The sequence below is a fragment of the Microbacterium oxydans genome (genome assembly GCF_026559675.1).
GTDB classification, from domain to species: Bacteria; Actinomycetota; Actinomycetes; order Actinomycetales; family Microbacteriaceae; genus Microbacterium; species Microbacterium oxydans_D.
In genome coordinates this window covers 2,971,490-2,996,179 of the sequence record NZ_CP092891.1, presented here as the reverse complement: position 1 = coordinate 2,996,179, position 24,690 = coordinate 2,971,490, and the positions used below count along the sequence as shown (strand labels likewise).

General features: G+C 71.0%; 23 protein-coding genes. 16 read left to right on the top strand and 7 right to left on the bottom strand.

Annotated elements, in window-relative coordinates; all coding sequences use genetic code 11:
• Positions 1-7 precede the first annotated feature (7 nt).
• Entirely contained in the window at positions 8-751 is a 744-nt protein-coding gene (locus tag MME74_RS14515; protein WP_267415764.1) for a helix-turn-helix domain-containing protein, read from the bottom strand.
• A 155-nt stretch (positions 752-906) separates the two neighbouring features.
• Here MME74_RS14515 and MME74_RS14510 point away from each other — a divergent pair, with 155 nt between their 5' ends.
• Complete coding sequence (locus MME74_RS14510) at positions 907-1,899, top strand: ABC transporter substrate-binding protein (RefSeq protein ID WP_267415763.1); 993 nt, start codon at positions 907-909, stop codon at positions 1,897-1,899.
• Position 1,900: 1 nt separating this feature from the next.
• A complete protein-coding gene (locus MME74_RS14505) occupies positions 1,901-3,652 on the top strand; it encodes a siderophore-interacting protein (RefSeq protein ID WP_267415762.1) in 1,752 nt (583 codons plus the stop codon).
• 11 nt (positions 3,653-3,663) lie between these two features.
• Here MME74_RS14505 and MME74_RS14500 read toward each other — a convergent pair whose 3' ends face one another.
• A complete protein-coding gene (locus MME74_RS14500; protein WP_267415761.1) occupies positions 3,664-4,320 on the bottom strand; it encodes an alpha/beta hydrolase in 657 nt (218 codons plus the stop codon).
• 72 nt (positions 4,321-4,392) lie between these two features.
• On the opposite strand from MME74_RS14500, the gene MME74_RS14495 reads away from it, so the two are divergent.
• The 8 genes from MME74_RS14495 (at position 4,393) to MME74_RS14460 (ending at position 13,786) form a co-directional block, all read left to right on the top strand.
• Positions 4,393-4,998 carry an NUDIX hydrolase family protein gene (locus MME74_RS14495; RefSeq protein WP_267415760.1) on the top strand — a complete coding sequence of 202 codons (606 nt, stop codon included), beginning with the start codon at positions 4,393-4,395 and terminating at the stop codon, positions 4,996-4,998.
• 226 nt (positions 4,999-5,224) lie between these two features.
• Positions 5,225-6,712 (top strand): APC family permease, encoded by a 1,488-nt coding sequence (locus MME74_RS14490; RefSeq protein WP_267415759.1) that lies wholly within the window; start codon positions 5,225-5,227, stop codon positions 6,710-6,712.
• A gap of 30 nt (positions 6,713-6,742) precedes the next feature.
• Positions 6,743-7,516, top strand: coding sequence for a gamma-glutamyl-gamma-aminobutyrate hydrolase family protein (locus tag MME74_RS14485; protein WP_267415758.1), 774 nt, complete (start codon positions 6,743-6,745; stop codon positions 7,514-7,516).
• 23 nt (positions 7,517-7,539) lie between these two features.
• Positions 7,540-8,304 (top strand): SDR family NAD(P)-dependent oxidoreductase, encoded by a 765-nt coding sequence (locus tag MME74_RS14480; RefSeq protein WP_267415757.1) that lies wholly within the window; start codon positions 7,540-7,542, stop codon positions 8,302-8,304.
• Positions 8,301-9,674, top strand: coding sequence for a glutamine synthetase family protein (locus MME74_RS14475; protein ID WP_267415756.1), 1,374 nt, complete (start codon positions 8,301-8,303; stop codon positions 9,672-9,674). Before MME74_RS14480 ends, MME74_RS14475 begins: the two co-directional genes overlap by 4 nt.
• A 1-nt stretch (position 9,675) precedes the next feature.
• Entirely contained in the window at positions 9,676-11,118 is a 1,443-nt protein-coding gene (locus tag MME74_RS14470) for an aldehyde dehydrogenase family protein (protein ID WP_267415755.1), read from the top strand.
• Positions 11,119-11,132: 14 nt separating this feature from the next.
• The gene (locus MME74_RS14465; RefSeq protein ID WP_267415754.1) at positions 11,133-11,855 is read left to right on the top strand and encodes a FadR/GntR family transcriptional regulator; all 723 of its coding nucleotides are present in this window, start codon (positions 11,133-11,135) and stop codon (positions 11,853-11,855) included.
• A 143-nt stretch (positions 11,856-11,998) separates the two neighbouring features.
• Positions 11,999-13,786 carry a hypothetical protein gene (locus MME74_RS14460; protein WP_267415752.1) on the top strand — a complete coding sequence of 596 codons (1,788 nt, stop codon included), beginning with the start codon at positions 11,999-12,001 and terminating at the stop codon, positions 13,784-13,786.
• A gap of 87 nt (positions 13,787-13,873) precedes the next feature.
• Here MME74_RS14460 and MME74_RS14455 read toward each other — a convergent pair whose 3' ends face one another.
• Entirely contained in the window at positions 13,874-14,941 is a 1,068-nt protein-coding gene (locus MME74_RS14455) for a threonine aldolase family protein (protein WP_267415751.1), read from the bottom strand.
• Positions 14,942-15,023: 82 nt separating this feature from the next.
• On the opposite strand from MME74_RS14455, the gene MME74_RS14450 reads away from it, so the two are divergent.
• Positions 15,024-16,481 (top strand): MFS transporter, encoded by a 1,458-nt coding sequence (locus MME74_RS14450; RefSeq protein WP_267415750.1) that lies wholly within the window; start codon positions 15,024-15,026, stop codon positions 16,479-16,481.
• 25 nt (positions 16,482-16,506) lie between these two features.
• Here the strand turns inward: MME74_RS14450 and MME74_RS14445 are convergent, their stop codons facing one another.
• Both MME74_RS14445 and MME74_RS14440 read right to left on the bottom strand, forming a co-directional pair.
• On the bottom strand, positions 16,507-17,166 hold the full coding sequence (locus tag MME74_RS14445; RefSeq protein ID WP_267415749.1) for an SDR family oxidoreductase: 660 nt from the start codon (positions 17,164-17,166) through the stop codon (positions 16,507-16,509).
• A 131-nt stretch (positions 17,167-17,297) separates the two neighbouring features.
• On the bottom strand, positions 17,298-18,737 hold the full coding sequence (locus MME74_RS14440; protein WP_267415748.1) for a DUF6421 family protein: 1,440 nt from the start codon (positions 18,735-18,737) through the stop codon (positions 17,298-17,300).
• A 72-nt stretch (positions 18,738-18,809) separates the two neighbouring features.
• Here MME74_RS14440 and MME74_RS14435 point away from each other — a divergent pair, with 72 nt between their 5' ends.
• From MME74_RS14435 to MME74_RS14425, 3 genes are all read left to right on the top strand, one after another.
• Positions 18,810-19,268: an Lrp/AsnC family transcriptional regulator gene (locus tag MME74_RS14435; protein WP_267415747.1), complete on the top strand. Its 459-nt coding sequence runs from the start codon at positions 18,810-18,812 to the stop codon at positions 19,266-19,268.
• 122 nt (positions 19,269-19,390) lie between these two features.
• Positions 19,391-19,681 (top strand): DUF4287 domain-containing protein, encoded by a 291-nt coding sequence (locus MME74_RS14430; RefSeq protein WP_267415746.1) that lies wholly within the window; start codon positions 19,391-19,393, stop codon positions 19,679-19,681.
• A gap of 51 nt (positions 19,682-19,732) precedes the next feature.
• On the top strand, positions 19,733-20,707 hold the full coding sequence (locus tag MME74_RS14425; RefSeq protein ID WP_267415745.1) for a 1,4-dihydroxy-2-naphthoate polyprenyltransferase: 975 nt from the start codon (positions 19,733-19,735) through the stop codon (positions 20,705-20,707).
• 30 nt (positions 20,708-20,737) lie between these two features.
• On the opposite strand, the gene MME74_RS14420 is transcribed toward MME74_RS14425, so the two are convergent.
• On the bottom strand, positions 20,738-21,043 hold the full coding sequence (locus tag MME74_RS14420) for a DUF4229 domain-containing protein (RefSeq protein WP_267415744.1): 306 nt from the start codon (positions 21,041-21,043) through the stop codon (positions 20,738-20,740).
• A gap of 9 nt (positions 21,044-21,052) precedes the next feature.
• Positions 21,053-21,970: a hypothetical protein gene (locus tag MME74_RS14415; RefSeq protein ID WP_267415743.1), complete on the bottom strand. Its 918-nt coding sequence runs from the start codon at positions 21,968-21,970 to the stop codon at positions 21,053-21,055.
• A 358-nt stretch (positions 21,971-22,328) separates the two neighbouring features.
• On the opposite strand from MME74_RS14415, the gene MME74_RS14410 reads away from it, so the two are divergent.
• Positions 22,329-23,309: a glycosyltransferase family 2 protein gene (locus MME74_RS14410; protein ID WP_267415741.1), complete on the top strand. Its 981-nt coding sequence runs from the start codon at positions 22,329-22,331 to the stop codon at positions 23,307-23,309.
• A complete protein-coding gene (locus tag MME74_RS14405; protein WP_267415740.1) occupies positions 23,306-24,688 on the top strand; it encodes a polysialyltransferase family glycosyltransferase in 1,383 nt (460 codons plus the stop codon). Before MME74_RS14410 ends, MME74_RS14405 begins: the two co-directional genes overlap by 4 nt.
• Positions 24,689-24,690: the final 2 nt, after the last annotated feature.

Below are 24,690 nucleotides of genomic sequence, written 5' to 3'. Positions count from 1 at the left end.
GTGCGTCTCAGGTGTCGGCGAGGGCGCTGCGCGGGTCGGCGGTCAGGCGATCGGCGGCGATCCCGGTCTCCCGGCTCAGCGCCTTCACCAGCCCGGCCCTGGTGCCGTACCCGGAGAGCCGTGCCGCCGCGGTCAGATCGCCGCCGCCGATCAGATGGGCGACGGCCGCGTTCATGCGCGCGCGGCCGCGCCAGCGGGAGAACGACCAGCCGGTCTCGGTCACGAAGATGCGCTGCACCTGGCGAGCGCTCATGCGGTGGCGGGTGGCCAGCTCGTCGAGGGGGAGGGGCAGGCGGACGGCATCCTTCGCGAGCCGACGCGCGGCCGGATGCTCGGGATAGACGACGGGGAAGTACGGGCGCGACACGGTGTGCAGTACCCGCGCGATCGCGCGGCGGAACGGCAGGATCTGCTCGTCGGTGCTGGGGGCGGCGACGAGGGCGGTGGTCATGACATCGACGAGCGCCGGCACCACTCCGAGGACGCGCACGCGCACCGAGGGCGCGGCTTCGTCCTCCAGGATCGGACCGAGCACCGTTCCGCCGTCACGGACGCGGACGGCGTGGGGGACGTGCGGCTGCAGCCAGACGGCCTCGTGCCGACGGAGGGGGATGTCGACACCGTCGGCGGTGAGCACGGCCGAGCCGGTCACCACGTAGACGACGTGGGGTTCGTCGTGCTCGTGGGTGTCGTGCCCGAGGAAGCGGATCGAGTTCTCCGGGACGGTGCCGGCGAGAGTGGTGGATCGCACGCTGCTCCCCTCCGAGACATGTCGTATCCGTCAACGTCGATGTCGCATGCGTCACGATTCGACCGGTTAGTGAGAATAGCCTTACCTTACCCGAGCTGCGCCGTCCGCCGTGTGCCCGTCGGGTCATCCCGCATCCGTCGAACACAGAGGTCTCCATGTCCAGATCCGTCCGCCTTCTCGCTGCCCTTCCCGTGGTCGCCCTGTTCGCCCTGGCGTCGTGCTCGGCCGAACCCGCCCCCGAATCGGGAGCCGGCGCCACCGACGAGGCGGCGACCCGCGTCGTCGCCACCGAGCAGGGTGACGTCACGATCCCGGCCGACCCCCAGAAGGTCGTCGTGCTGAACTACGCGCTCGCCGGCTACCTGTACGACCTCGACGTCCCCGTCGCGGCGCTCACCTCGGAGGACTTCGGATACGAGGCGTCGTTCTCCGACTTCTGGGCGGAGGACGCCGAGAAGCAGGGCACGGAGTTCATCACCTGGAGCGGAGACGGCTTCGACCTCGAGGCGATCCTCGCGCTCGAGCCCGACCTGATCATCGGCGGCGGCGTCGGCTTCCCCCTGTTCCTCGCGACCGACGCCTACGACGACCTGAGCGACATCGCGCCGACCGTCCTCGTCAGCGGCGACAAGGCGACCTGGCAGGACCAGTACTCGTTCCTCGCCGACGACGTCTTCGACAAGGGCGAGGTCTACGACGAGGCGCTCGCCGCCTATGAGGACCGCGTCGCCGAGGTCGCCGAGAACATCACCGTGCCGACCGCGCCGTCCGCATTCCTGTCGATCCTCCCCGACGGCACGGTCTACGTCGCTCGCGAGGACATGGGTCTTCCCGTGGTCTTCGACGCCGTCGGCATCGAGTCGGCACCGCTCTTCGCCGAGGGCGACTACGAGCCGTACACGCCGGGCGGCGACTCCTTCGAGCTGTCGACCGAGCAGGTCGGACAGGTCATCACCCAGCCCACGGTGTTCATCACCGGCTTCAACACCGACATCGGCGACGTCGACACCCTGTCCGAGAACCCGGTTCTCGCCGCGCTGCCCGCGTTCCAGAACGACTCCGCCTACGTGCTCCCGTACTGGGTGGCCCGTGGTGACTACGACGAGGCGCTCGCCCTGCTCGACATCATCGAGGAGCTGTTCGGCTGAGATGGCACATCGCGCATTCACCTCGCATCCGCTGGTCGTGCGCCGCGTGACGGTGCGCCGCATCGAGGACGTCACTCCTCGCATGCGGCGCATCGTCGTCGGCGGGGAAGGGCTCGGGGAGACCGTCGTCGACGGGCACACCCACCGCGCGTTCGCGGCACCGGGCTTCGACGACCACCTCAAGCTGATCTTCGCCGCCGACGGCGATCTGGAGTCGGCGCTGCCCGTCCAGCTGCCGCACGGCATCGAGTGGACCGCCGCCGAGAACCGACTGGCGCGCGACTACACGCCGCGCTGGGTGGATGCCGAGGCCGGAGAGCTGGCGCTCGACTTCGTGCTGCACGGGGACGGTCCGGCCGCATCGTGGGCGCAGACCGCGGCTGCGGGCGACGAGCTCTGCTTCGTCGGGCCGAAGTCGTCGCTGCGCCTTCCGGAGAGCCTCGACTGGATCGTGCTGATCGCCGACGAGACAGGCCTGCCCGCGGTCGGTCGGTTCCTCGACGAGCGTCCTGTCGACGCCCCGGCGCACGTGCTTCTGGTGGTCGAGCACGACGATGCGCGACAGGAGCTGAACCTCCGCCGGGGTGACACCGTGACGTGGGTGACGGCGGCGGCCGGCGATGCGGCGGCCCTGGAGGGCGCCGTGCGTGCTCTCGCGCTCCCGGAGGGGGAGGGATACGCGTGGGCGGCCGCGGAGAGCCGCGCCCTCCTGCCCGTGCGCCGCTACCTGCAGCGGGAGCGCGGACTCGCCAAGGACCGGATCAACATCACCGGCTATTGGCACGCGGAGGCAGTCCCGTCGGGCGAGGACGCGGCGCCGGAGCTGCCGCCGGTGGTCGAACCCGCTTCTCCCGTGTCGTGGCTCGTCGTGCGTGCCGCCGTCCGGCTCGGCGTGGTCGACGCCCTGGCGGACGGCCCCCTTCCCCTGCCGGAGCTCGCGGCGAGGCTCGGGGTGGCCGAGAGATCGATCGAGGCGTTGCTCGGCATCCTCACGACCACCGAGGTGGTCGCCGGCGACGTCGGGGCGCTGGCGCTCGGCCGCTTCGGGGAGGACCTTCTCGAAGAGCATCACCGCGAGGAGTTCGACGGCCTCGAGGCGGAGGCCGTGCTGGCCCTCCGCGAACTGGACCATGCCCTGCGCGATGGCGTCTCCCCTTGGCAGCGTGCGCACGGCGACACCCTCGCGGCACAGGCACAGGCGGATGCCGTCCACGTCGAGGAGCTCGTGGAGGACGCGGGGCGACTGGCCTACCTCCTCGACGGGTTCGTGGCGAGCCGGATGTGGGATGACGTCGCCAGCGTGCTCGTGGTCGGCCCCGGCGCCCCCGCGGTCGTCGGCGCCTTCGAGGACGGCGGACGGGAGGGGATCGGCATCGCCGTCCACGAGCACGGCGAGGTGCGAGACGCCGTCGTCGAGGCCGTCGGGCGGGACGTGCCCCTCGGCTGGGACGGTCGACTGGTCGATGTCGCCGTCCTCGCGCTCGCACTCGCCCATCGGACGGACGTCGAAGCGGTCGCGCTCCTGGACGAGATCGCGCCGCACACGGAGCGCCTGATCCTCCTCGAATCGAGTCGGCCGGACGCCCTCAGCCCGGGTGCCGAGGAGCATCAGATCGTCGGCTTCGCGATGACGGGTGCCCCGTTCCGCTCCGCCACGGCGCTCGGTGAACTCGCCGCGGCGGCGGGCTGGTCGACGGAGCAGGTGCTGCCGTTGGGCTGGGGAGTGGAGGCGACCTTCCTCGTCCGGGCGTGATCGTCCGCTGATCAGCTCGCGGCGATCCCGTCGAGCCACTTCGTGAGGAACCGGTGCACGTCGGTCAGCTCCTCCTCCGAGATGCTGTGCGTCAGCCCGGTGTAGACCCGGCCGGACAGGTCGGAGTGCCCGGGCAGCCACTGCGCGGTGTGCGCGACCAGTGCGGGCGGGATGACCTCGTCGTGCGTGCCGCGGCCCCAGAACACCGGCGGGCGCAGCTCGGCCAGGGCGTCGTCGTTCGGCAGCTCGCCCGGTGCCGCGTAGCCGCTCAGCGCCACGACCGCTCCGAAGCGGTCCGGCGCGAGCCGCAGTGCCTGCAGCGACACCGCCGCGCCCTGCGAGAAGCCGAGCAGCGCGATCGAGGGGGCGTCTCCGGCGGTGGCGTCGAGCCAGCGCAGGAACGCCTCGGCGGCGATGGTCACGGCCTCGGGGCTGCGGCCGTCGAGCCCGTCGATGGGGTACCAGGACCGGCCCGGCATCGGCCACGGAGGTGCGAGGGGCGCGGCGACGGACGCTACGGCGATGCCCTCGGGGAGATAGGGGATGAGGCCGAACAGGTCGTGCTCGTCGGCCCCGTAGCCGTGCAGCAGCACCAGCAACGGCTTCCCGTCGCGGTCGGCGGACGACCATCGGGTCGCGGTGTCGTCGATCGTCAGGTTCTCGCTCACACCGTCATCCTGCCAGGCACGACCGACGTGCACCCGGTGTCGGCCGGAGAGGGCGGCTGGTAGAAAGGACACATGGCGGTCCGCACACCTGATCCCGATCCGGAGCCCGAAGACGACGGTCTCGGAGGCTTCCGCGATGCGAATCCGCCGGCGCCCGACGCGAATCCCGGCTGGCTGAGCGAGTTCGAGCTCGAAGAGGCACGGCGCCGACTGCCGATGCTCTACGTCGAGGCGATCCCCGTGCGCACCGACGGCTCCGGCCAGGTGACCGAGATCGGCATCCTGCTGCGCTCCACGCCCATGGGCGAGATGACCCGCACGATCGTGTCCGGCCGCGTCCGCTTCGGCGAGACCATCCGCGACGCCCTGTTCCGCCACGTCGAGAACGACCTCGGTCCGATGGCGTTCCCGCTGCTCCCGCCGCAGCCGCTGCCGTTCACGGTGGCCGAGTACTTCCCGATCCCGGGTGTCAGCGCGTTCCACGACGACCGGCAGCACGCCGTGTCGCTCGCCTTCGTCGTGCCGGTGACCGGCACGTGCGAGCCCCGCCAGGACGCTCTGGAGGTGACCTGGTTCTCGCCGGAGGCGGCCGGATCCGACGCGGTCGCCGCCGAGATGGAGAACGGTCGCGGCACGCTCATCCGCCAGGCTCTCGCCAGTCTCGGCCTGCTGCGCTGACGTCGACCGACGGACTCCGTCGCGACGTCGACCATCGCGTCGACCCCGGGCGCCTGGGCGAGCCGGTGCGGCTCTCGACGGCCGCGGGTCTGCACGGCCGCGGGTCTGCACGGGCGCGGGTCTCGACGTGACGTCGGACCCCGGGTCGCGAGGGCGACTCTTGCGTCGATCCGACTAATGGGCTAGAAAGTAGACCATTAGTCCAATCGGCAAAGGATGCTTCGACATGGATGCTTCGACAACGACGTCGCGCAGCGCAGCAGCAACTCCTCCGGAGCGCAATCTCCGCGGGAATCTCGGGGCGGTGTCGGTCACCTTCATGGTGATCGCGGCCGCGGCCCCGCTCACGGTGGTCGGCGGCCTCGTGCCGATCGGCTACCTGGTGGGCAACGGCATCGGCTTCCCGGTCATGTTCCTCGTAGCGACCGTGATCCTGCTGCTCTTCTCGGTCGGGCTCACGGCGATGAGCCGCTTCCTCCCGAAGGCCGGCTCCTTCTTCGTGTTCGCGACCCACGGGCTCGGTCGCACGCCCGGCCTCGCCACCGCCTACCTCGCCCTCGTCTGCTACACGACCGTGCAGATCGCGGTGTTCTCCTATCTGGGCGCGACGATCAGCTCGAGCATCGTCCTCCTCGGCGGGCCCGAGATCCCCTGGTGGCTGCTCACCCTCGCCTCGGTCGCGCTCGTGGGTGCTCTGGGCTACCGGCAGATCGAGCTCAGCTCCCGCGTGCTCGTCGTGGTGCTGCTCGCCGAGATCGGCATCGTCGTGCTCCTGGGGATCGTGATCCTCGTCACGGGCGGCGCGGAGGGCGTGACCTTCGGGTCGTTCCTGCTGCAGAACGTCCTCTCCGGCGCCCCCGCGCTCGGCCTCATGTTCGCGATCGCGAGCTTCATCGGCTTCGAGTCGACCGTCGTCTACCGGGACGAGGTGCGCACCCCCGAGCGCACGATCCCGCGCGCCACCTACGCGTCCGCCATCGTGATCGGCGTCTTCTACGCCTTCGCCGCCTGGGCGATCGTGGTCGGCGTCGGCGAGGGGAACGTCATCGATGAGGCGGCGGCCGACCCGACCACGCTGATCACGCGCGTGACCGAGCAGTACCTCGGCCCGATCGGCTCCATCGCGGTCGCCGTGCTGTTCCTCGGGAGCATGTTCGCCGCGGTGCTGTCGCTGCACAACGTGCTCACCCGCTACCACCACGCGATGGCCAACGCCCGGGTGCTGCCCGACCGGGTCGGCACGGTGCATGCGCATCACGGCTCACCGCACATCGCCTCGATCGTGCAGGTGGCCACGTCCGGCGTCGCGATCATCGTCCTCGCGCTCATCGGCTTCGCGCCGGAGAACATCTTCTCCTGGTTCGCCGGCATCGGCACCCTCGCGATCGTGATCCTGATGGCGGTCACCTGCCTGTCGGTCGTCGTCTACTTCGCCCGCACCCGCGTGCTGCGCAGCCCCTGGCACACCACCATCGCCCCCATCCTCGGCTTCCTCGGCCTCGCCGTGTCCGCCGTGCTGATCGCGGCGAACTTCCCCCTGCTCGTGAGCGACGTCGACGCGGAGGGGAACCCCGCCTGGGGGCCGATCAGCATCACCCTGGTCGGCGTGGTCGTGATCGCGCCGGTGATCAGCCTCGTGCAGGCCGCGATCATGCGGGCGAAGGCTCCCGAGGCCTACGCGCAGATCGTGCGCCGCTTCGACGAGAACGCCTGACGCTCGACACCCGCCCGCCGCACACGAAGGATGGACATCATCAGCACTCCCGCCCCGACCCGCCCCCTGATCGGCATCTCCGGACGACGCCTGCGCGCCGCCGCCATGGGCGCGCCGCACGGCTTCGCCGACGCCCCGCTCGAGGCGTATCTCAGCGAGTACGCGACGTCCGTGCTCGGTGCCGGCGGACTGCCCGTGCACCTGCCGATGGACGCCGCGCCCGCGGAGCTCGTCGAGCGCCTCGACGGTGTCGTGATCGTGGGCGGTGACGACGTCGACCCGCGTCGCTACGGCCAGGCGCCGGGGCCGTTCACCGCCCTGGTCGACCCGCAGCGCGACGAGTTCGAGTCGGGGCTCATCCAGGCCGCGATCGACGGCGGCGTGCCGCTGCTCGGCGTGTGCCGGGGCGCCCAGCTCCTCAACGTGGTCCGCGGCGGAACGCTCCACCAGCACCTGGCGCACGGCGAGGGGGAGTCCCACGGCTCCTACGCCTACCCGCGGGCGCACCGCGTGCACGAGGTGCGCATCGCCCCGGGCAGCGTGACGCATGCCCTCTACGGCGAGACCACCCGCGTCAACTCGTTCCACCATCAGGCGGTCGACGTGCCGGGGCGCGGGATCGTCGTGACCGGCTGGGCGCCCGACGGGGTCGTCGAGGCCATCGAGCTCGAAGGGCTCCCCGTCGTCGGTGTCCAGTGGCACCCGGAGACCTTCGACGCCGACCCGATCTTCGGCTGGCTGGTCGCGCAGGCCGCCGCCCGTGCGACGCTGAGCGCCGCGCCCGAAACGCAGAATGTCGCCTAGGCGTCATCGAACAAGGAGAAGAAATGCGACACGCAGACAAGAACGCCTTCCTCACGGGCGCGGGTTCCGGGATCGGACGCGAGACGGCCCTCCGCCTCGCCGGGGAGGGGGCGCGCGTCCTCGTGACCGACGTCTCGGCGGAGGGTGCGGCCGAGACGGTGCGCCTCATCGAGGAGGCCGGCGGCACCGCGCTCGCGGCCGTGGTCGACGTACGCTCGCGCGAGCAGATCCGCGCGGCCGTCGACGTCGCCCGCGAGGCCTGGGGAACGCTGCACCTCCTGGTGAACAACGCCGGTGTCGTCACGGAGCACTCCTTCGAGACGCTGACCGAGGAGGCGTGGGACTTCGTGTTCGACATCAACCTCAAGGGGCAGTTCCTCGTGGCACAGGAGGTCGCCCCGCTCATCGCCGAGTCCGGCGGCGGCGCGATCGTGAACCTCTCGACCGTCGAGGCCCTCGTCGTCGTCACCAGCACCGGAACCGCGCAGCCGCACTACAACGCCAGCAAGGGCGGCGTGCCCATGCTCACCAAGGCGCTCGCAGTGGAGCTCGCCGCCAAGAACATCCGCGTCAACTGCGTGGCACCCGGCCCCATCGCGACGGACTTCTTCGACTACGAGAGCGTCACGAGCCCGGAGGCCCTGGAGTTCATGAAGCAGCGCCTGCTGGTGCCGCGGGTGGGTGTGCCGGCCGACATCGCCTCCGCGGTCTCCTGGCTGCTCAGCGACGAGGCCTCCTGGATCGACGGCATCCAGCTCCCCGTCGACGGAGGGTGGCTGACGCGATGATCGATGACGTGCGCCTCGCCCCGGAGGAGTTGGAGGCGGCCGGCATCCGCACCGTGATCGTCGCGACGCCCGACATGCAGGGCCGGCTCGTCGGCCGCCGCATCCCGGTCGAGGGCTTCGGCCGCGTGGTGGAGAACGGCGTCGACATCTGCACCTGCGCATGGGCGTGGGACATCGACCAGGGGCTGGAGCTCATCGACGCGAACCGGTTCGCCCTGTGCGGCATGCACAACGGCGTCCCCGACGTCACGCTGATCCCCGACCTCGAGACGCTGCGCCCCGCGGCCTGGCTCGAGGGCGTGGCGATCTGCCTCGCCGATCCGGTGGACGTGCACACGCACGCGCCGATGCCGATCTCGCCCCGCGTGATCCTGAAGCAGGAGCTCGCGCGCATCCGGGAGCTGGGCCTCACCCCGCTGGCGGGCACCGAGCTGGAGTTCTACCTGTTCCGCAACGACCCCCGGGAGCTGCGTCGCTCGGGCTTCCGCGACCTGGACCCCACGACGCTCACGCCCTCGGACTTCATGATCCACGAGGGGAACCTCTACGAGCCGTTCTTCCAGAAGCTGCGCTCCGACCTCCGTGCCAGCGGCATCCTCGTCGAGGCGGCCCAGAGCGAGTGGGGGCTCGGACAGTGGGAGATGACGTTCGAGTACGGCGATCCGCTGGAGATGGCCGATCGCCACGCCCTCTACAAGCTGGCCGTGCGCGACACGGCCGCGCGCGCCGGCATGTCGGCGACGTTCATGGCCCGGCCGCTCAACGACCAGCCCGGATCCTCCTGCCACGTGCACGTGTCGTTCGTGGACGAGGAGGGGACGGCCGTGTTCTGGGACGAGTCGGCCGCCGACCGCCTCAGCGGACGGATGCGGTCCGCCATCGCCGGCGCCCTGGAGCACGCTCCGGCGCTGATGGCCTGGTACGCCCCGACCGTCAACTCCTACCGCCGCAGCAACTCCTCCGACGTGGCGGGGAGCGGGCGCACCTGGGGCTTCGACAACCGCACCACCACCGTGCGCGTGGTGGGGCACTCCCCGAAGGCGCTGCGCTTCGAGTTCCGCCTCCCCGGCGCCGACACCAACCCGTACTTCACCCTCACCGGCGTCCTGGCGTCGGCGCGCGACGGCATGGAGAGGCAGTCCGTGCTCGGGGACCACGTGGTGGGCAGCGCCTACGACCTCCCGGCCGACGGCGCGATGCCCGCGGATCCGCGTCAGGCGAGCGCCCTGTTCGGCGAGAGCGCGCTCGTGCAGGACCTGCTCGCGCCCGAGCTCATCTCGCACCAGCAGGTGCTGCTCGACCACGAGTGGTCGACGTTCATGTCCCGCGTCACGGACTGGGACCTGCACCGCTACTTCGATCGGATCTGACATGACCTACCCCGCCCTGCGCACCTGGATCGGCGGTGTCGCCGAGGAGAGCCCGGAGAGCGACGGCACCTGGCTGCACGACCCCAACACCGGGGAGGCCCTGGTCGCTTCCGCGTCGAGCTCGCTCGATCAGGTCGGCCGGGCCGTGTCGGCGGCGCAGGACGCGCACGATGACCGTCGGTGGCGGGGACTCGCTCCCGAGAGCCGTGCCGAGAGGCTGGCCGCCCTCGCGGACTGGATCGACGCCCGGGCCGAGGAGATCGCGCACCTCGACGCCCTCAACAGCGGGGTGCCGATCTCGGTCACACGGCTGTTCGGCGGGGCGAACGGGGCAACCCTGCGGGATGCCGCTCGGCGTGCGGTCGCGATCGGCGATGTGCGTGATCTCCCCTCCGCGCAGGGCGGTGTGCGCGGGCATCGCGTGCCGTGGGGGCCGACCGCGCTGATCCTGCCGTGGAACGCTCCGTCGGCCATGGCCGTCAAGAAGACCGCGTTCGCGCTCGCCGCAGGGGCGACCGTGGTGCTCAAGCCCTCGTCCTTCTCCCCATGGAGCGCGCAGCTCCTGCTGGAGGGCGTGCACGCGGTCGGCATCCCGGATGGAGTGGTCGGGCTGGTGCAGGGCAGCGGCGGAGTCGGGCGCGCCCTCGTCGCGGATGAGCGCATCGCCGCGATCTCGATGACCGGCTCCACGCCGACCGGCCGTGCGATCGCCGCGACCGCCGCTCCGCGGTTCGCCCGTCTGCAGCTGGAGCTGGGATCGAACAACGCCGCGATCGTCCGCGCGGATGCCGACCTGCCCGCCGCCGCGAAGGTACTGGCGGACGGTGTGCTCAAGCTCTCCGGTCAGTGGTGCGAGGCGCCGCGCCGGGTGCTGGTCGATCGGAGACGACGTGACGAGCTCGCCGGACTCCTGATCGCCGAGTTCGGTCGTCGGACGATCGGGTCGAGCCTGGACGAGGACACCGAGGTGGGCCCGGTCGCGTTCGCCGCGCGCCGCGAGGAGCTCACCGCGCAGCGCGAGCGGTTGGCCGGCGCCGGCGCCGAGATCCTGCGGGTCGCGGCGGTGCCGGCGCAGGGATGGTTCTTCGAGCCGACGGTCGCCGTGCTCGACGGGCCCGGCCTCGCCGACGAGGTGTTCGGCCCGATGCTGCTCGTGGGTGGATACGACACCGAAGATGAGGCCGTGGCCCTCGCGAACACGGGTCAGGTCGGGCTCGCCGGCTACGTCTTCGGCGATGATAAGGGCGCGGCGGCCGCGCTCGGCACGAGACTCGTCGCGGGCGAGGTCAAGGTCAACGGCACGAGCGTGCTCGACATGTCGCCGGAGTCGTCGCAGAGCTTCTTCGGCGCGAGCGGTCTGGGCGGCCACGGCGACGACGATGTGCTTGACTTCTTCGTGGGGAAGCAGATCGTCGGCTCCGACCGCCCGGGGCTTCCCCTCTGACCGGAGGAGCCAGGATGAGCGAGCGTGACGACGCGCCGCACGACTTCTCCCGTGCCGTGCTCCAGCCCGTCTCGGGATATCAGGCGGTCGCCGGATTCCTGCGGCGCGAGATGGCGCTCGGCCGCATCCGACCCGGAGACCGGCTGCCGCCGGAGCGACGGCTGGCCGAGCAGCTGGGCGTCTCGCGGGAGACCCTGCGCCAGGCTCTGCGCATCCTCGAGGGCAGCGGGCAGATCGTCATCTCGCGCGGTGCATCCGGCGGGGCGTTCGTGCAGGACACGGCGCTCGATCCGCGCCTCATCCGCGAGGAGGTGCGCACCCGCTCCGCCGAGATCGGCGAGCTCACCGAGTTTCGCTCGATCGTGGAGTCCGGCGGAGCCGCACTGGCCGCCGCGCGCCGCAGCGATGCCGACCTCGAAGCCATGATGCAGGCGCAGCGTGATCTCGCGGCGGCCGTCACCAAGGCGGAGTCGCGCATCGCCGACACCGACTTCCACATCGCGCTCGCCGAGGCCTCGGGCAACTCCTTCGTCCGCGATGCCGTCGAGGAGGCGCGGGTGCGCATGTTCGAGCCCGTCGACCTGATGAGCTTCGACTTCGTGAAGGAATCGAGCTGGCACGCGCACGAGCAGATCCTGGAGGCGGTGCGCCTCGGCGACGCCGCAGCGGCGGACGCCGCGATGCGCGCGCACCTGCGCACCACGCGCGAGGAGTTCACCCGCGTCGTCGAATCCTGACGTCGCGCCCCGGCCGTCTCGGGAGATCCTCCGCCGAGCTTGTCCCGGCAGCGCTTTCCCGTGTATTCATGACGGAGGTGATCTGCTCAGAGCGCCACGACTTTCGCGGTCACCGACCGCGTCCTGCCCGAGAAGGATGCTCCATGGTGTTCGCCGCCCCGATCCGTTCGATCCGCGCTGCCGCCGGCGCTGTCGCCGTCGCGCTGCTGGCCTCGATGTTCGTCGCCGTCGCCGCGCCCGCCGTGGCATCGCCGGTGCCGACCGCTGTCGTCGCCGACCCGGCGCATGCCGGCATCGCCGACCGGCTCCCGCTCGCCCTCGCCGCGGCGGCCGCCGTCGCGGCGCCGGAGCCGGGGGAGGGCACGGCCGTCGTGGCGGGGACGGTCACGTTCCCGGGCGGCACCGATCTGACGCGGGGCCGCACCTTCGTCGTGGCCTACGCCCCGGGGGCCGACCCGCTCTCGCCGCTCGCGTCGGCCGCCGTCGCCGCCGACGGAAGCTACGCGATGAACGCGCCCCTCGGCGACGTCGTCCTCGGCGTGCTCTCCGAGGGACGCGCGGTGTTCGACCGTGGCGGTCCGCTCGCCGCGGGCAGCTCCGACAGCCTCACGCTGGGTGCGGACGGGGCGTCGTACGACGTCACGCTCGACCGGTCGGCCCTCGTCGCGGGATCGGTGACGGCACCCGTCGCCCTCAGCGGCCAGCGGGTCGCGGTCGCGGTCTACCCGGCCGACGGCACCGGCGCCACCGCCGCTGCGGCGAACTACGTGACGGATGCCGGAACCTTCGCGGTCGGCGGTCTGCCGGCGGGGAACTACCGCGTCGCCTTCGTCTCGGCCGCCGCCGGCGCCGCCTCGGAGTGGTGGGACAACGCTCCCGGCTTCGCGAAGGCGAAGTCCTTCCCGCTCGGGGCGACCGAGTCGCGCACCGGCGTGGATGCGAAGCTCGAGGCCCTGCGTCTGATGGACACGTCGGTCCCGACGATCAGCGGCACCACCACGGTCGGGCAGACGCTCAAGGCCGCACCGGGCGCATGGACCGCCGGAACCGCCTTCACGTACCAGTGGTACGCGAACGGGGCGGCGATCGCGAAGGCCACCGCGTCATCGCTCGTGCTCCCCGCCGCCGTCGCCGGCAAGAGGATCACGGTGCGCGTCACCGGCACCAAGACGTCGTACTTCCCGACGTCCGCCACCTCCGCCGCGACGGCCGCCGTGGTGCGTCCGCTGGTCGCGCCCGTGCCCGCGATCACCGGCACCGCGACGGTCGGACAGACCCTCAAGGTCAAGACCGGGACCTGGACGGCCGGCACCCGGTTGACCTACCAGTGGTACATCAACGGCGTCGCGGTCGCGAAGGCCACCGCCGCGTCGTTCAAGCTCCCGGCAGCCGCCGCGGTGAAGCCCGTCACGGTCGTGGTCACCGGGACCAAGGCGGGCTACGCGACGGCCGCCAAGCGCTCGAAGGCGACGGCCGCGGTGAAGGGCATCCTGACCGCTCCGGTTCCGCGGATCACCGGCTCGACGATCGTCGGATCGAAGCTCACGGCCGTTCCGCAGACCTGGACGAGCGGCACGAAGCTGACCTATCAGTGGTACCGCAACGGCAAGGCCATCAGCCGGGCGACGGGCTCGACGCTGGTCGTCACGGCGGCCATGGTGAAGGGGACCATCACGGTGCGGGTCACGGGCACGAAGAGCGGCTACATCGCCGCGGCCCGCACGTCCGGCAAGACCGGGGTCGTGAGCTACCCGGCGCGCACCAAGCCGATCTCGAAGACCTGCCCGGCGTGGGCGCCGATCAAGGGCAACGCGAACTCGATGATCTACCACGTGCCGTCAGGGAGGTCCTACAAGGTGACCATCCCCGAGGATTGCTTCTCCACCGAGGCGGCAGCGGTCAAGGCCGGCTACCGCAAGGCCAAGAACTGACACCCGACCCGCGGCCTCCCGCCTCGGCCCCACCGTCGCGACCGACGGCCGTGTGGTTCGAGGCGACGCCCGAGGGCGCCCGGTGGGTCAGCGCGTGGTGAGGCGGGAGAGCTCGGCGACGAAGGCGTCGACGTCGGCCTCCTCGGTGTCGAAGCCGCACATCCAGCGCACTTCCTTGCGGGCCGCATCCCAGTCGTAGAAGCGGAACGAGTCGCGGAGCTGGTCGGCGACGCCGTCGGGGAGCGTGGCGAACACGCCGTTCGCCTGGGTGGGCTGCGTGAAGCCCACGCCCTGGATCGACCCGTCCGCGATGCCGGTCTCGATCTCCGATCGCAGGCGCGCCGCCATGGCGTTCGCGTGCTGCGCGTTGCGCAGCCAGAGGTCGCCTTCGAGCAGGGCGATCAGCTGCGCCGACACGAACCGCATCTTCGACGACAGCTGCATGTTGAACTTGCGGGAGTACTTCAGTCCGTCGGCGGCGTCGGGGTTCAGCACCACGATCGCCTCACCCAGCATCGCGCCGTTCTTGGTGCCGCCGAACGTGAGCACATCGACGCCGGCATCGCGCGTGAAGGCCCGCAGCGGCAGGTCGAGGGCCGCGGCCGCGTTCGAGATGCGGGCGCCGTCGAGGTGCAGCTTCATGCCGCGCTCGTGCGCGTGGTCGGCGATGGTGCGGATCTCGTCGGCCGTGTACAGGGTGCCGAGCTCGGTGGACTGGGTGATCGAGACGACCAGCGGCTGCGCACGGTGCTCGTCGCCCCAGCCCCAGGCTTCGCGGTCGATCAGCTCGGGCGTGAGCTTGCCGTCGTCGGTGGGGACCGTGAGCAGCTTGAAGCCGCCGATCTTCTCCGGGGCCGCAGCCTCGTCGACGTTGATGTGGGCGGTGGACGCCGCGATCACCGCGCCCCAGCGCGGCAGCATCGACTGCAGGCCGGTCACGTTCGCACCGGTGCCGTTGAAGACCGGGAACGCCTCCACGCCCTCGCCGAAGTGCGCCTGGAAGACCTCCTGCAGGCGGGCCGTGTACGCGTCCTCGCCGTAGGCGCTCTGGTGGCCCCCGTTCGCCGCGGCGATCGCCGCGAGGACCTCGGGGTGGATGCCGGAGTAGTTGTCACTGGCGAAGCCCCGGATCGCGGGGTCATGCTGGATGCTCACCTCTCCAGCCTAATTGGCCGATCGGCACCTGCCGGCCGGAGAGGGGGTTCCGGATGTCGGAGACCGGTCCTACCCTCAGTGCATGGAGCGCACCGCAGCGAAGACGGCCTTCGCCAACGTCCTCGTCAACACGCTCATCGCGAACGTGACGACGAGCTTCCTGTGGTTCGCGCTCACGTTCTGGGTCTACATCGAGACGCGGTCCGTGCTCGCCACCGGGATCATCGGCGGTGCCTACATGCTCTTCGTCGCGTTCTTCGCGATGGCGTTCGGCACGATCGTCGACCGGAACCGCAAACGCACGGTCATGCTGATCTCGAGCGTGATCTCCGCGGTCGCGTTCCTGGTGGCGGGAGTGCTCTACCTCTGGCAGCCGGAGGCGGTGCTGCTCGACCTGGGCGGCCCCTGGTTCTGGCTGTTCTCGGGCATCATCCTGTTCGGCGGCGTGATCGAGCAGCTGCGCAACATCGCGCTGTCGACTACCGTCACCCTGCTCGTCCCCGCGGAGAAGCGCGCGAACGCCAACGGTCTCGTCGGCACCGTGCAGGGCATCGCGTTCCTCGTGACGAGCGTGTTCTCGGGTCTCTCGATCGGCTTCCTCGGCATGGGATGGACGCTCGTGATCGCGATCGCCGCGATGGCACTCACGTTCGCGCATCTGCTGTTCGTGCGCATCCCCGAGGGCACTCCGGAACACGACCCGAACGCGTCAAGCGCCCTCGACTTCCGGGGCAGCGTGCAGGCGATCAGGCTCGCCCCCGGGCTGTTCGCCCTGATCATCTTCTCCACGTTCAACAACCTCATCGGCGGCGTCTACATGGCGCTGATGGACCCGTACGGGCTGACGCTGTTCAACGCGCAGACGTGGGGGTTCGCGCTGGCATTCGCCTCGACCGGCTTCCTGATCGGCGGCGGACTGGTGGCGAAGTTCGGTCTCGGGCCCCGGCCCATGCGGACGATGCTGCTCGTGGTCATCGCGATGGGACTGCTCGGCGCGGTGTTCATGCTGCGCGAGTGGTGGCCGCTGTACGTGGTGGGCATGTGGGTGTACATGGCACTGGTGCCACCGGTCGAGGCCGCCGAGCAGACCGTGATCCAGAAGGTCGTGCCGTTCGAGAGGCAGGGGCGGGTGTTCGGCGTGGCCGCGGCGATGGAGGCGGCCGCAGCTCCGGTCACCGCGTTCCTGATCGCGCCCATCGCCGAGTTCCTGATCATCCCGTACATGAACACCGCCGAGGGGCAGCGGCAATGGGGGTGGCTGCTCGGTGAGGGCGAGGCCCGCGGCATCGCCCTCATCTGCCTGTTCGCCGGCCTGATCATGGTGGTGGCCGCCACGCTCGCGTTCTTCACCCGGTCGTACCGCAAGCTCACCGAGCTCTACGCCGAGGCGCCGGAGCAGGAGATCGACCACGGCGACGAGGGTGACGACGTGTCGTCCGGCGAGGTCGCCGACAGCGCCGACCGGAGCCGCGACGCGGTCGAGACGCGTCGCGCCGATGCGCCGCCCATCGTGCCGGGGATGCCACCCGAATCGCGCTGATCACCGAGCGGTGACCGGCCGCCGATCAGTCCAGGTCGAACACCCGGTCGTTGAGCTCGGTGGCGTCCTCACCCCACAGCGCGATGATCCGTGCGGCCAGCACCTCAGGATCGAGCGCCTTCGCGCGGAACACGATCGATGCCGCGCGCAGCGGCTCTCCGGCCTCGCGTGCGGCCTTGGCATACCCCTGGGCGACGGCGCGGGCCCAGGCCTCGCTCGCGGCCTTGATCGCGGCGTAGTTCGCGCCTCCGGCCAGCGGTCGCGCGACCGCGGTGGACGAGATGATCGCGAAGCGGCCGGCGGTGGACGCGCGCAGCGCGCCGTCGAACGCCCGGCTCGTGGCGCGGACGGCTTCGAGCGCGGGCAGCAGCGCGGCGAAGTCCTCGTCCGACTGCCCGGCGAGGCCCCCTCCGCTGCGCCAGCCGCCGACCAGCGGGACGACGGCGTCCACGGGCCCGAGGCGTGCGGCGAGAACGGTCATCTCGTCGAGGGAGCTCGCGTCGGCGACCTCGACCTGCGCCCCGGCATCCGCCAGCTCCTGCAGGCGCTCTGCGGAACGACCGGTGGCGACGACACGGGCGTCCGCGGCGATCAGGGCACGCGTCACGGCGAGGCCAGCGGCGCTGGTCGCTCCGGCCAGGACGACGGTGCGGCCGGCGGATCCGGCGTCGGTGTGTTCAGCCATGTGGTCCACTCTCCCGGGTCGGAGGGGCTTCTGCGGCCGGAACCCGCGGAGACATCCGCAGATCGGGTTCCGGCCGCAGCGCGGTGCGCCCCAGCGTCACACTCGGAACGCGCGCGGTGCGCGCGTGGTCATCAGTCGTCCGTGCCCCGGATGCCGACGGTCGACTCGATGACCGGCTTCATCTTCTTGTCGAGGGTCTCGAAGAACATCGACAGCGGGAACTCGTCGTCCATCACGGCGTCCGTGTAGCCCTTCGGCGCCCCGGCGAGGATCTCGTCGGACAGGCCGCGGGCCCACTGCGACGCGGGATGCGGGGTGAGCGTGCTGCGGACGAGGTCGTACGCGGCGAGCCAGTGCGCGACCTTCGGGCGGTCGATCGAGTGCCAGTACAGGTCGTCGATCGCGTCGCCGAGGGCCACCACGGCATCCGGCACGGCGTCCCAGTCGAACGTGAGGGCCGTGTCCGTCCAGTGCAGCACGCCGCGCTGGTGCAGCCACGCGAACAGGAGCTGCCCGCCGACCGCGTCGTAGTTGCGCGTGCGGGTGCCCGTGATCGAGAAGCGGAAGATGCGGTCGAAGATCACCGCGTACTGCACGAGGTGCGCGTAGTCGTGCATCTCCTGCTCGGTCGTGGTGAGCTCTTCACCGGCGGCGATGCGGGCCGCGAGGGCACGCTCGATCTTCACCGACTCGCGGAACGCCGTCATGTCGCAGCGCATCTCCTCCAGCGAGTAGAGGAAGAACGGCATCCGCTGCTTGATCATGAACGGGTCGAAGGGCAGGTCGCCGCGCATGTGGGTGCGGTCGTGGATGATGTCCCACATGACGAAGGTCTTCTCGGCCACCTGCTGGTCGTCGAGCATCGCGGCCGCGCGCTCGGGCAGGTCGAGGTTGGTGATCTCGGCCGCGGCCCGGGTGACGCGCCGGTAGCGGGCGGCCTCGCGGTCCTGGAAGATCGCGCCCCAGGTGAAGGTCGGGATCTCACGCATCGCGACGGTCTCGGGGAACAGCACGGCCGAGTTGGTGTCGTAGCCGGGGGTGAAGTCCACGAGGCGCAGCGAGACGAACAGCTTGTTGCCGTAGTCGCCCGCTTCGAGCGCCGCGATGAACTCCGGCCAGATCGTCTCGACGATCAGCGCCTCGACCAGGCGCTCGCTCGAGCCGTTCTGCGTGTACATCGGGAACACGACGAGATGACGGATGCCGTCGACGCGGTGCTGCTGCGGCTGGAAGGCCATGAGCGAGTCGAGGAAGTCCGGCACGCCGAAGTCCGAGGCGGACCAGCGGTCGAAGTCGGCGACGGATGCGGCCAGGTACTCGGCGTCGTGCGGGAAGGCGGGGGCCAGGGCGCGGATCGCCACGGTGATCGCGCCGACGAGCTCGCGGGCCACGGCGTGGTGCGCGGCGTCCGGGATCGAGCCGTCCTTGATCTGCATCTCGCGGAGCGCGATCGCGGCGTCCTTGAGCTGCGCCCAGGCGGCGGACTGCTCGGCGATCGACGCGTCCTCGACGACCTCGGGTTCGCCGACGATGGCCTGCACAGCGGAACTGTTGGCGGAAATGAGGGACATGGGAACCTCCGATCGCGGAAATCAACGGAAAGATTCCGGCATATACGGAATCCTGACGATAATCTTACAGCCATGGATGATTCTGTCGACCGCGCGATCCTGGCCGCGATCTCCCGTGACGGCCGCGCCACGCTCTCTCAGCTCTCGGACGCCGTCGGCCTGTCGGTCTCGGCCGTCCAGTCCCGTCTGCGCCGGTTGGAGACCCGGGGAGTGATCTCCGGCTATCGCGCGATCCTCGACCCCGAGCAGGTGGGCACACCGCTCTCGGCATTCATCGAGATCACGCCCCTCGACCCCGCCCAGCCCGACAACGCCCCAGAGCTGCTCGAGCACCTCGATGCGATCGAGGCCTGCCACTCCATCGCGGGCGACGCGAGCTACATGCTGTTCGTCCGGGTCCCGTCGCCCCGAGCGCTGGAGGAGCTCGTGCGCGACGTGCGGCTCGCGGCGAATGTCAGCACGCGCACGACCGTGGTGCTGCAGACGTACTACGAGCACCGTCCGATCATCCCGGTGGCCTCGGCGGAGTAGGGGAGCGGCGGAGGAATCCGCGAGAGGGACTCCCGGACGTCGGGGGCCGGTGCTACGTTTCGATGCAGATCCGGCCCCTCATCCAGATGTTCCTCGACGAGGACTGAGCACCAGGAGCACCCGTGTCCTTCCAGGCATACCTCGACAACATCGAGACCAAGACCGGTCTCACCCCGCGGCAGTTCATCGAGCTCGCCACCGAGAAGGGGTTCGACAAGACGACCAAGGCGGCCCCGATCGTCGCGTGGCTCAAGGAGGACTACCAGCTCGGTCAGGGGCACGCGATGGCCCTCGTGCACGTGATCACCAAGGGCCCGCAGATCAGCGCCAAGCACGTCGGCACGGAGGGCACGCACGCGGATGCATCCGACACGCTCTGGCTCGACGGCAAGGACAGCAACCCGAACGCCTGATCGTCGGTCTCGCTGAGGTCGGGCATCGGCTCGGCCAGTAGGATTCCCTGCGTGGCAGCATCCTCCCAGCGCAAGAAGAAGACCCCCAGCGCCAAGCGCACCCCGGCCCGCACCAGCGGCAACCCGGCGAAGCGTCCGGTCATCGAAGCGGGTCCGGTGACGGTATCCGATTGGATCGGGGCCGCTCGTCTGCGCACGTTGCCGCTGGCGATCGCACCCGTGATCATCGGCACGGGCGCGGCGCGCAGCACGGGGCCGGAGTTCCACTGGGTCATCGCGCTCGCCTGCCTCGCCGTCGCGGTCCTGTTGCAGATCGGCGTGAACTTCACGAACGACTACAGCGACGGCGTCCGAGGCACCGACGCCCACCGGGTCGGCCCGGCGCGACTGACGGCGTCCGGTCGGGTGAAGCCGCGCACCGTCCTGGTCATCGGACTGGTCTTCTTCGCGCTCGCTGCGCTCGTGGGACTGGCGATCGTGGTGCGCACCGGGCAGTGGTGGATGCTGGCCGTCGGCGCCGCCTGCATCGTCGCCGCGTGGTTCTACACCGGCGGCAAGCGCCCCTACGGCTACTACGGCCTCGGCGAGGTCTTCGTGTTCGTGTTCTTCGGGCTCGTCGCGACGCTCGGCACGACCTGGGTGCAGGTGTTCGAGCTGCCGCAGCAGGCCTGGCTCGGAGCGATCGCCGCAGGCCTGTTCGCCTGCGCCGTGCTGCTCGCCAACAACCTGCGCGACATCGATCAGGACCGCGAGGTCGGCAAGCGCACCCTGACGGTGCTGATCGGACGCCGGGCGACGCAGGTGCTGTTCACGCTCTTCGTGCTCGCACCCTTCGTCATCGCCGTGTTCCTGGCGCTGCTGTTCCCGATCGCCTGGATCTCCCTGCTGGCGCTGCTCGCCGGGCTTCCGGCCATCACGATCGTGTGGCTGTACCGTCAGCCCAAGGAGCTGGTCACCGCGCTCGCGCTCACGTCGTTGACGTCGCTGTTGTACGCGGGCGCCCTGTTCTGGGCGTTCGTGGGCTGATCCGACTCGGGCTGATCCGACTCGGGTAGCTCAGGCCCGGACGTCGCCGTCGCGCGGCTCGTCCGCGTCGTCGATCGCCTGATCCTCGGCATCCGCGTCGGCCTGGCCACCGGACGAGCGGCTCTCGCGCCGCTCGTGCAGTCGCGCGGAGGCGTCGGTGAGCGGCGTGCGCAGGAACAGCATCGAGATGCTCATGCCGATCAGCGCGGCGAAGATGGCGGCCAGCCACCAGAACTCGCGGAAGATCGGGAAGAAGATCCAGAGGATCGCGAGCGGGACGAGGAACGCCAGCAGCCGCAGCACGGTGTAGACGAGGATGGGCGCGGGCTTCTTCACTCCACCAGTCTACGTTCGCCGCGCGGGGGCTCCGTCGCCGATGCCGAGGCGGGCGAGGGGGATGCCGCGCACCACCCGGCGCCACGGATGCTCGCCGAGCGTCCACAGCAGACCCGCCTCGAGATCGAGGGCCAGATCCTCACATCCGACCGGCAGCGGCACGGCGTCCCGCTGCAGCGTCGTCCGCCCACCGCTCCACAGCGTGCCGGGGCTCAGGTGGTCGGACTGCGACACGAAGTACCGGTCTCCCCAGCGGACGGCACCCTGCATGCTCGTGATGTCGGGGGAGAAGCGGTCCTCCTCGACGAACCCGTCGTGCTCGCCCTCGGGGAGCGAGAACTCGCCGATCCGGCCGCTCCCGTCCGGGCGGTGCTCGCCGATGAGCACACGCCGCAGCGGCTCGCCGGCGTCGTCGTACACCCGACCCAGGAACGAGCAGCGGAGGGCCACCGGATGTGCTCGCGTGCGCGCCACGACCAGTGCCGTCGAGCGCCGTCCGCGCCCCTGCCCGCCGGAGAGCCGATGCGCGAGCGCACCGTGCACCTCCCGGATCTCGGAGAGGTCGAACTCCCAGATGCCGCGGCCGGTCGCGGCCGCGAACAGCCGATCCCCGAACCAGGCGAGCCCACCGGCGTGGATCGGGGCCGGCTGCAGCTCCCCGTCGTCGTCGGCGGTGACGAGGAAGACGTCGAGGTGACGCGAGCGCTCCAGGTCCACGAACGTGACGCGCGACGCGAGGTGCACGCCCGAGAGCTCCTGCCGGAACCAGCTCACCGCGAGCGTGCGCCGACCGCGCCACTCGCCGAGGTCGACGCCCTGCGGATACCAGCGTCGCGTCCAGGTGCGGGCGCTGAGCCATCGCAGATCGACGGTGTCGCGTCGACGCTGCCGCACCGGGCGCCACGTCGATCCGAAAGGCCAGAGCATGGTCCCATCGTCGCCGATCCGACGAGGCGGTGCGAACTTTGGGATTCTCCTCCGGCGACATGTATCATGTTACCCATCGGTCGCGACCGCTCCTTGAGCGGGCGAGACCGTGCCAACGTTCGTGGTCCGCTGATGGGGGTCAGCAGTCCACGGCGACGGGAACACCTTCGGCGGTTCCCGTTCCCCGAACGTCCGCGTTCGGCAGTGCGAAGCACTGGGAGGTGTGGCTCCGTTCGGGTACGGGGCCACACCTCAGTGCCCTCCTCCTGTCCGAGGACACCCGGCGTTCACCTGCGGGTCGCCGACCGGCAACGATGGCCTGGCACTCTTCCGGGACACCGCCAGCCCCGGGAGCTCCGTGCGCACACCCCTCGTCACCGTCATCCTGCCCGCCAAGGACGCCGGCGAGTACATCGGGACGACGCTCGAGACGCTCGCCCGCCAGTTCGCGCACGCGGACGCCCTCAAGCTCGTCGCGATCGACGACGGCTCGCGCGACGACACCGGCGCGCTCATGCGGCAGTACGCGGAGCGGTTCGCGCACGCCGAGGTGGTGCGGAACCCGACCGCCCGCGGACTGGCGAGCGCCCGCAACCAGGGCCTGGAGCACGTCGAGGGGGACGCCTTCTGCTTCCTCGACGGCGACGACTGGATGCAGCCGCGACGGCTCGAGGTGCTGGTGTCGCGGCTGAGGGAGCTCGACTGCGACTTCCTGCGCACCGACCACGTCGCCGTCACCGGGAGGGAGCGGACCCTCGTGCGGGCGCCGTACCCCTGGCGCGAGCGTGTGCTCCCGCCGCGGGAGGCGATCCTCCCGGAGGGCGAAACGACGATGGTGGACTACCCCTTCGCGTGGGCGGGAGTCTTCCACCGCCGGGTCATCGACCGCGGGCTCGCCGACTTCCCTCCGGGACTGTTCACGGCGGAGGACCGGCCGTGGATCTGGCGTCTCCACCTGCAGGCCGCGTCGTTCGCCGTCGTCGACGCCCCGGCGCTGCTGTATCGCCGTGGGGTCGCGACCTCGCTCACCCAGGTGCGGGACCGGCGGCAGCTCGACTTCGCCCGGGCGATGGGTCAGGTGATCGACGTGGTGGAACAGGATCACGAGGCCGAGCGCTTCCTGCCGAAGGTCGTCCGGACCGCACTCGCCCTCAGCTCGCACCACCTGGTGCGCGCGCGTCGGATGAGTCCGCAGCTCCGCGCCGAGATGCGGACGGGCATCCGCGACATGCTCGGCCGACTGCCCGCCGACGAGGTGGGCGCGGTGCTCGGGCGCCTCGACGGACCGCGGCGCCGGGTGCTCGCGCGCATCCTCCGGCAGGCGGGGCGGGCGAGATGACGCAGATCTTCGCCCTGCACAGCGCCTATGGGCTCGCCACCGCCGTCGCCGCGATCGACGCCGGGCTGCTCGACGACAGCTCGTCCGGGAGCGCCGGTGCGCGCCTGCTCGTGCCGTTCACCTCCGCCCGCGTGCCCGAGACGGCGGTGGGCATCGCGGACGAGCTCGTGCTGCGGACGCTGCGTGCGCGGTTCGACCGCATCGAGCCGCTCGAAGCGCTGCTCGGCCCCCTGCATCCGAGTTCGTGGGAGCCTGCGGAGGCCGACCTCCCGATGCTGGAGAGGCTGTTCACGCGCGCCTGGCAGCTCGATCCGGGCGAGCTGGAGCTGTTCGTGCAGAGCCCGCAGGTGGCGCCGGCCCGCACGCTGATGTCGCTGTTCCCCCGGGCGCGGATCACGATCGTGGGCGACGGGCTCATGACCTACTCGCCGATGCGGGTGCGGCTGCCGTATTCGGTCGCGGCGCGCGTCGGACGGGTGGTCCACGCCGACGTCGTCCCCGGCGTCCGACCGCTGGTCGGGGCGCCCGACGCCGAGATCGTGCCGGTGCCTCCGGCGGCCTTCGCGGCCGCACTGAGGGAGACGGATCCGGGTGGCGGCGACTCCGCCCTCGAATCCTCCCTCGAATCCGCGTCGGATGGTGTGCCGACCGTGCTCGTGCTCGGCCAGTATCTGTCGGCGCTGGGCGTGATCACGGCCGCGGAGGAGATCGAGCTGCAGCGGCAGCTCATCGATCGGGCGGCGGGATGGGCGCCGGGGCGCATCGTCTTCAAGCCGCATCCGGCTGCGCCGCCCCTGGTGACCTCCGCGGTCCGGGCCCGGGCGGCCGCGCACGGCATCCCCCTCGTCGAGTACCGCGGACCGCTCGCGGCCGAGCTGCTCGCGGAACGGCTCGATGCGGTCGCGGTCGTCGCCGGCTTCTCGACCGCGCTTCCGACCGTCCGCACGCTCTTCGGGCGCGCGATCGGGTCGGCGGGGAACGACACCGTGCTCTCGGTGCTGACGCCGTATGAGAACAGCAACCGCATCCCCGTGACGCTGGTCGATGCGCTCACGCGCGAGTCGTCTTCGTACGCCGATCCCGAGCGGCTGCAGCTGCTGGTCGACGCCGTCGGCTATGCGATGCAGCCGGAGATCGCCGGGCATCTGCGCGGACGGGCCGAGGAGCTGCTTGCCGAGCTCGATCCCGCCGAGCGGGAACGGTATTTCACCCCGCGACGGCTGGTAGAGCTGGGCCTGCCGGGGTCCCCGCGGGAGAACGCCCTGCGTCGCGCACTGCGCCCCGTCGGCGGAGTCGGCAGGATCGAGGAGTGGCGACTCCACGCGCTGGGCGCACGGCGACGAGCCGGGCGGGCCTGGCGGGCGATACGAGGACGCTGACG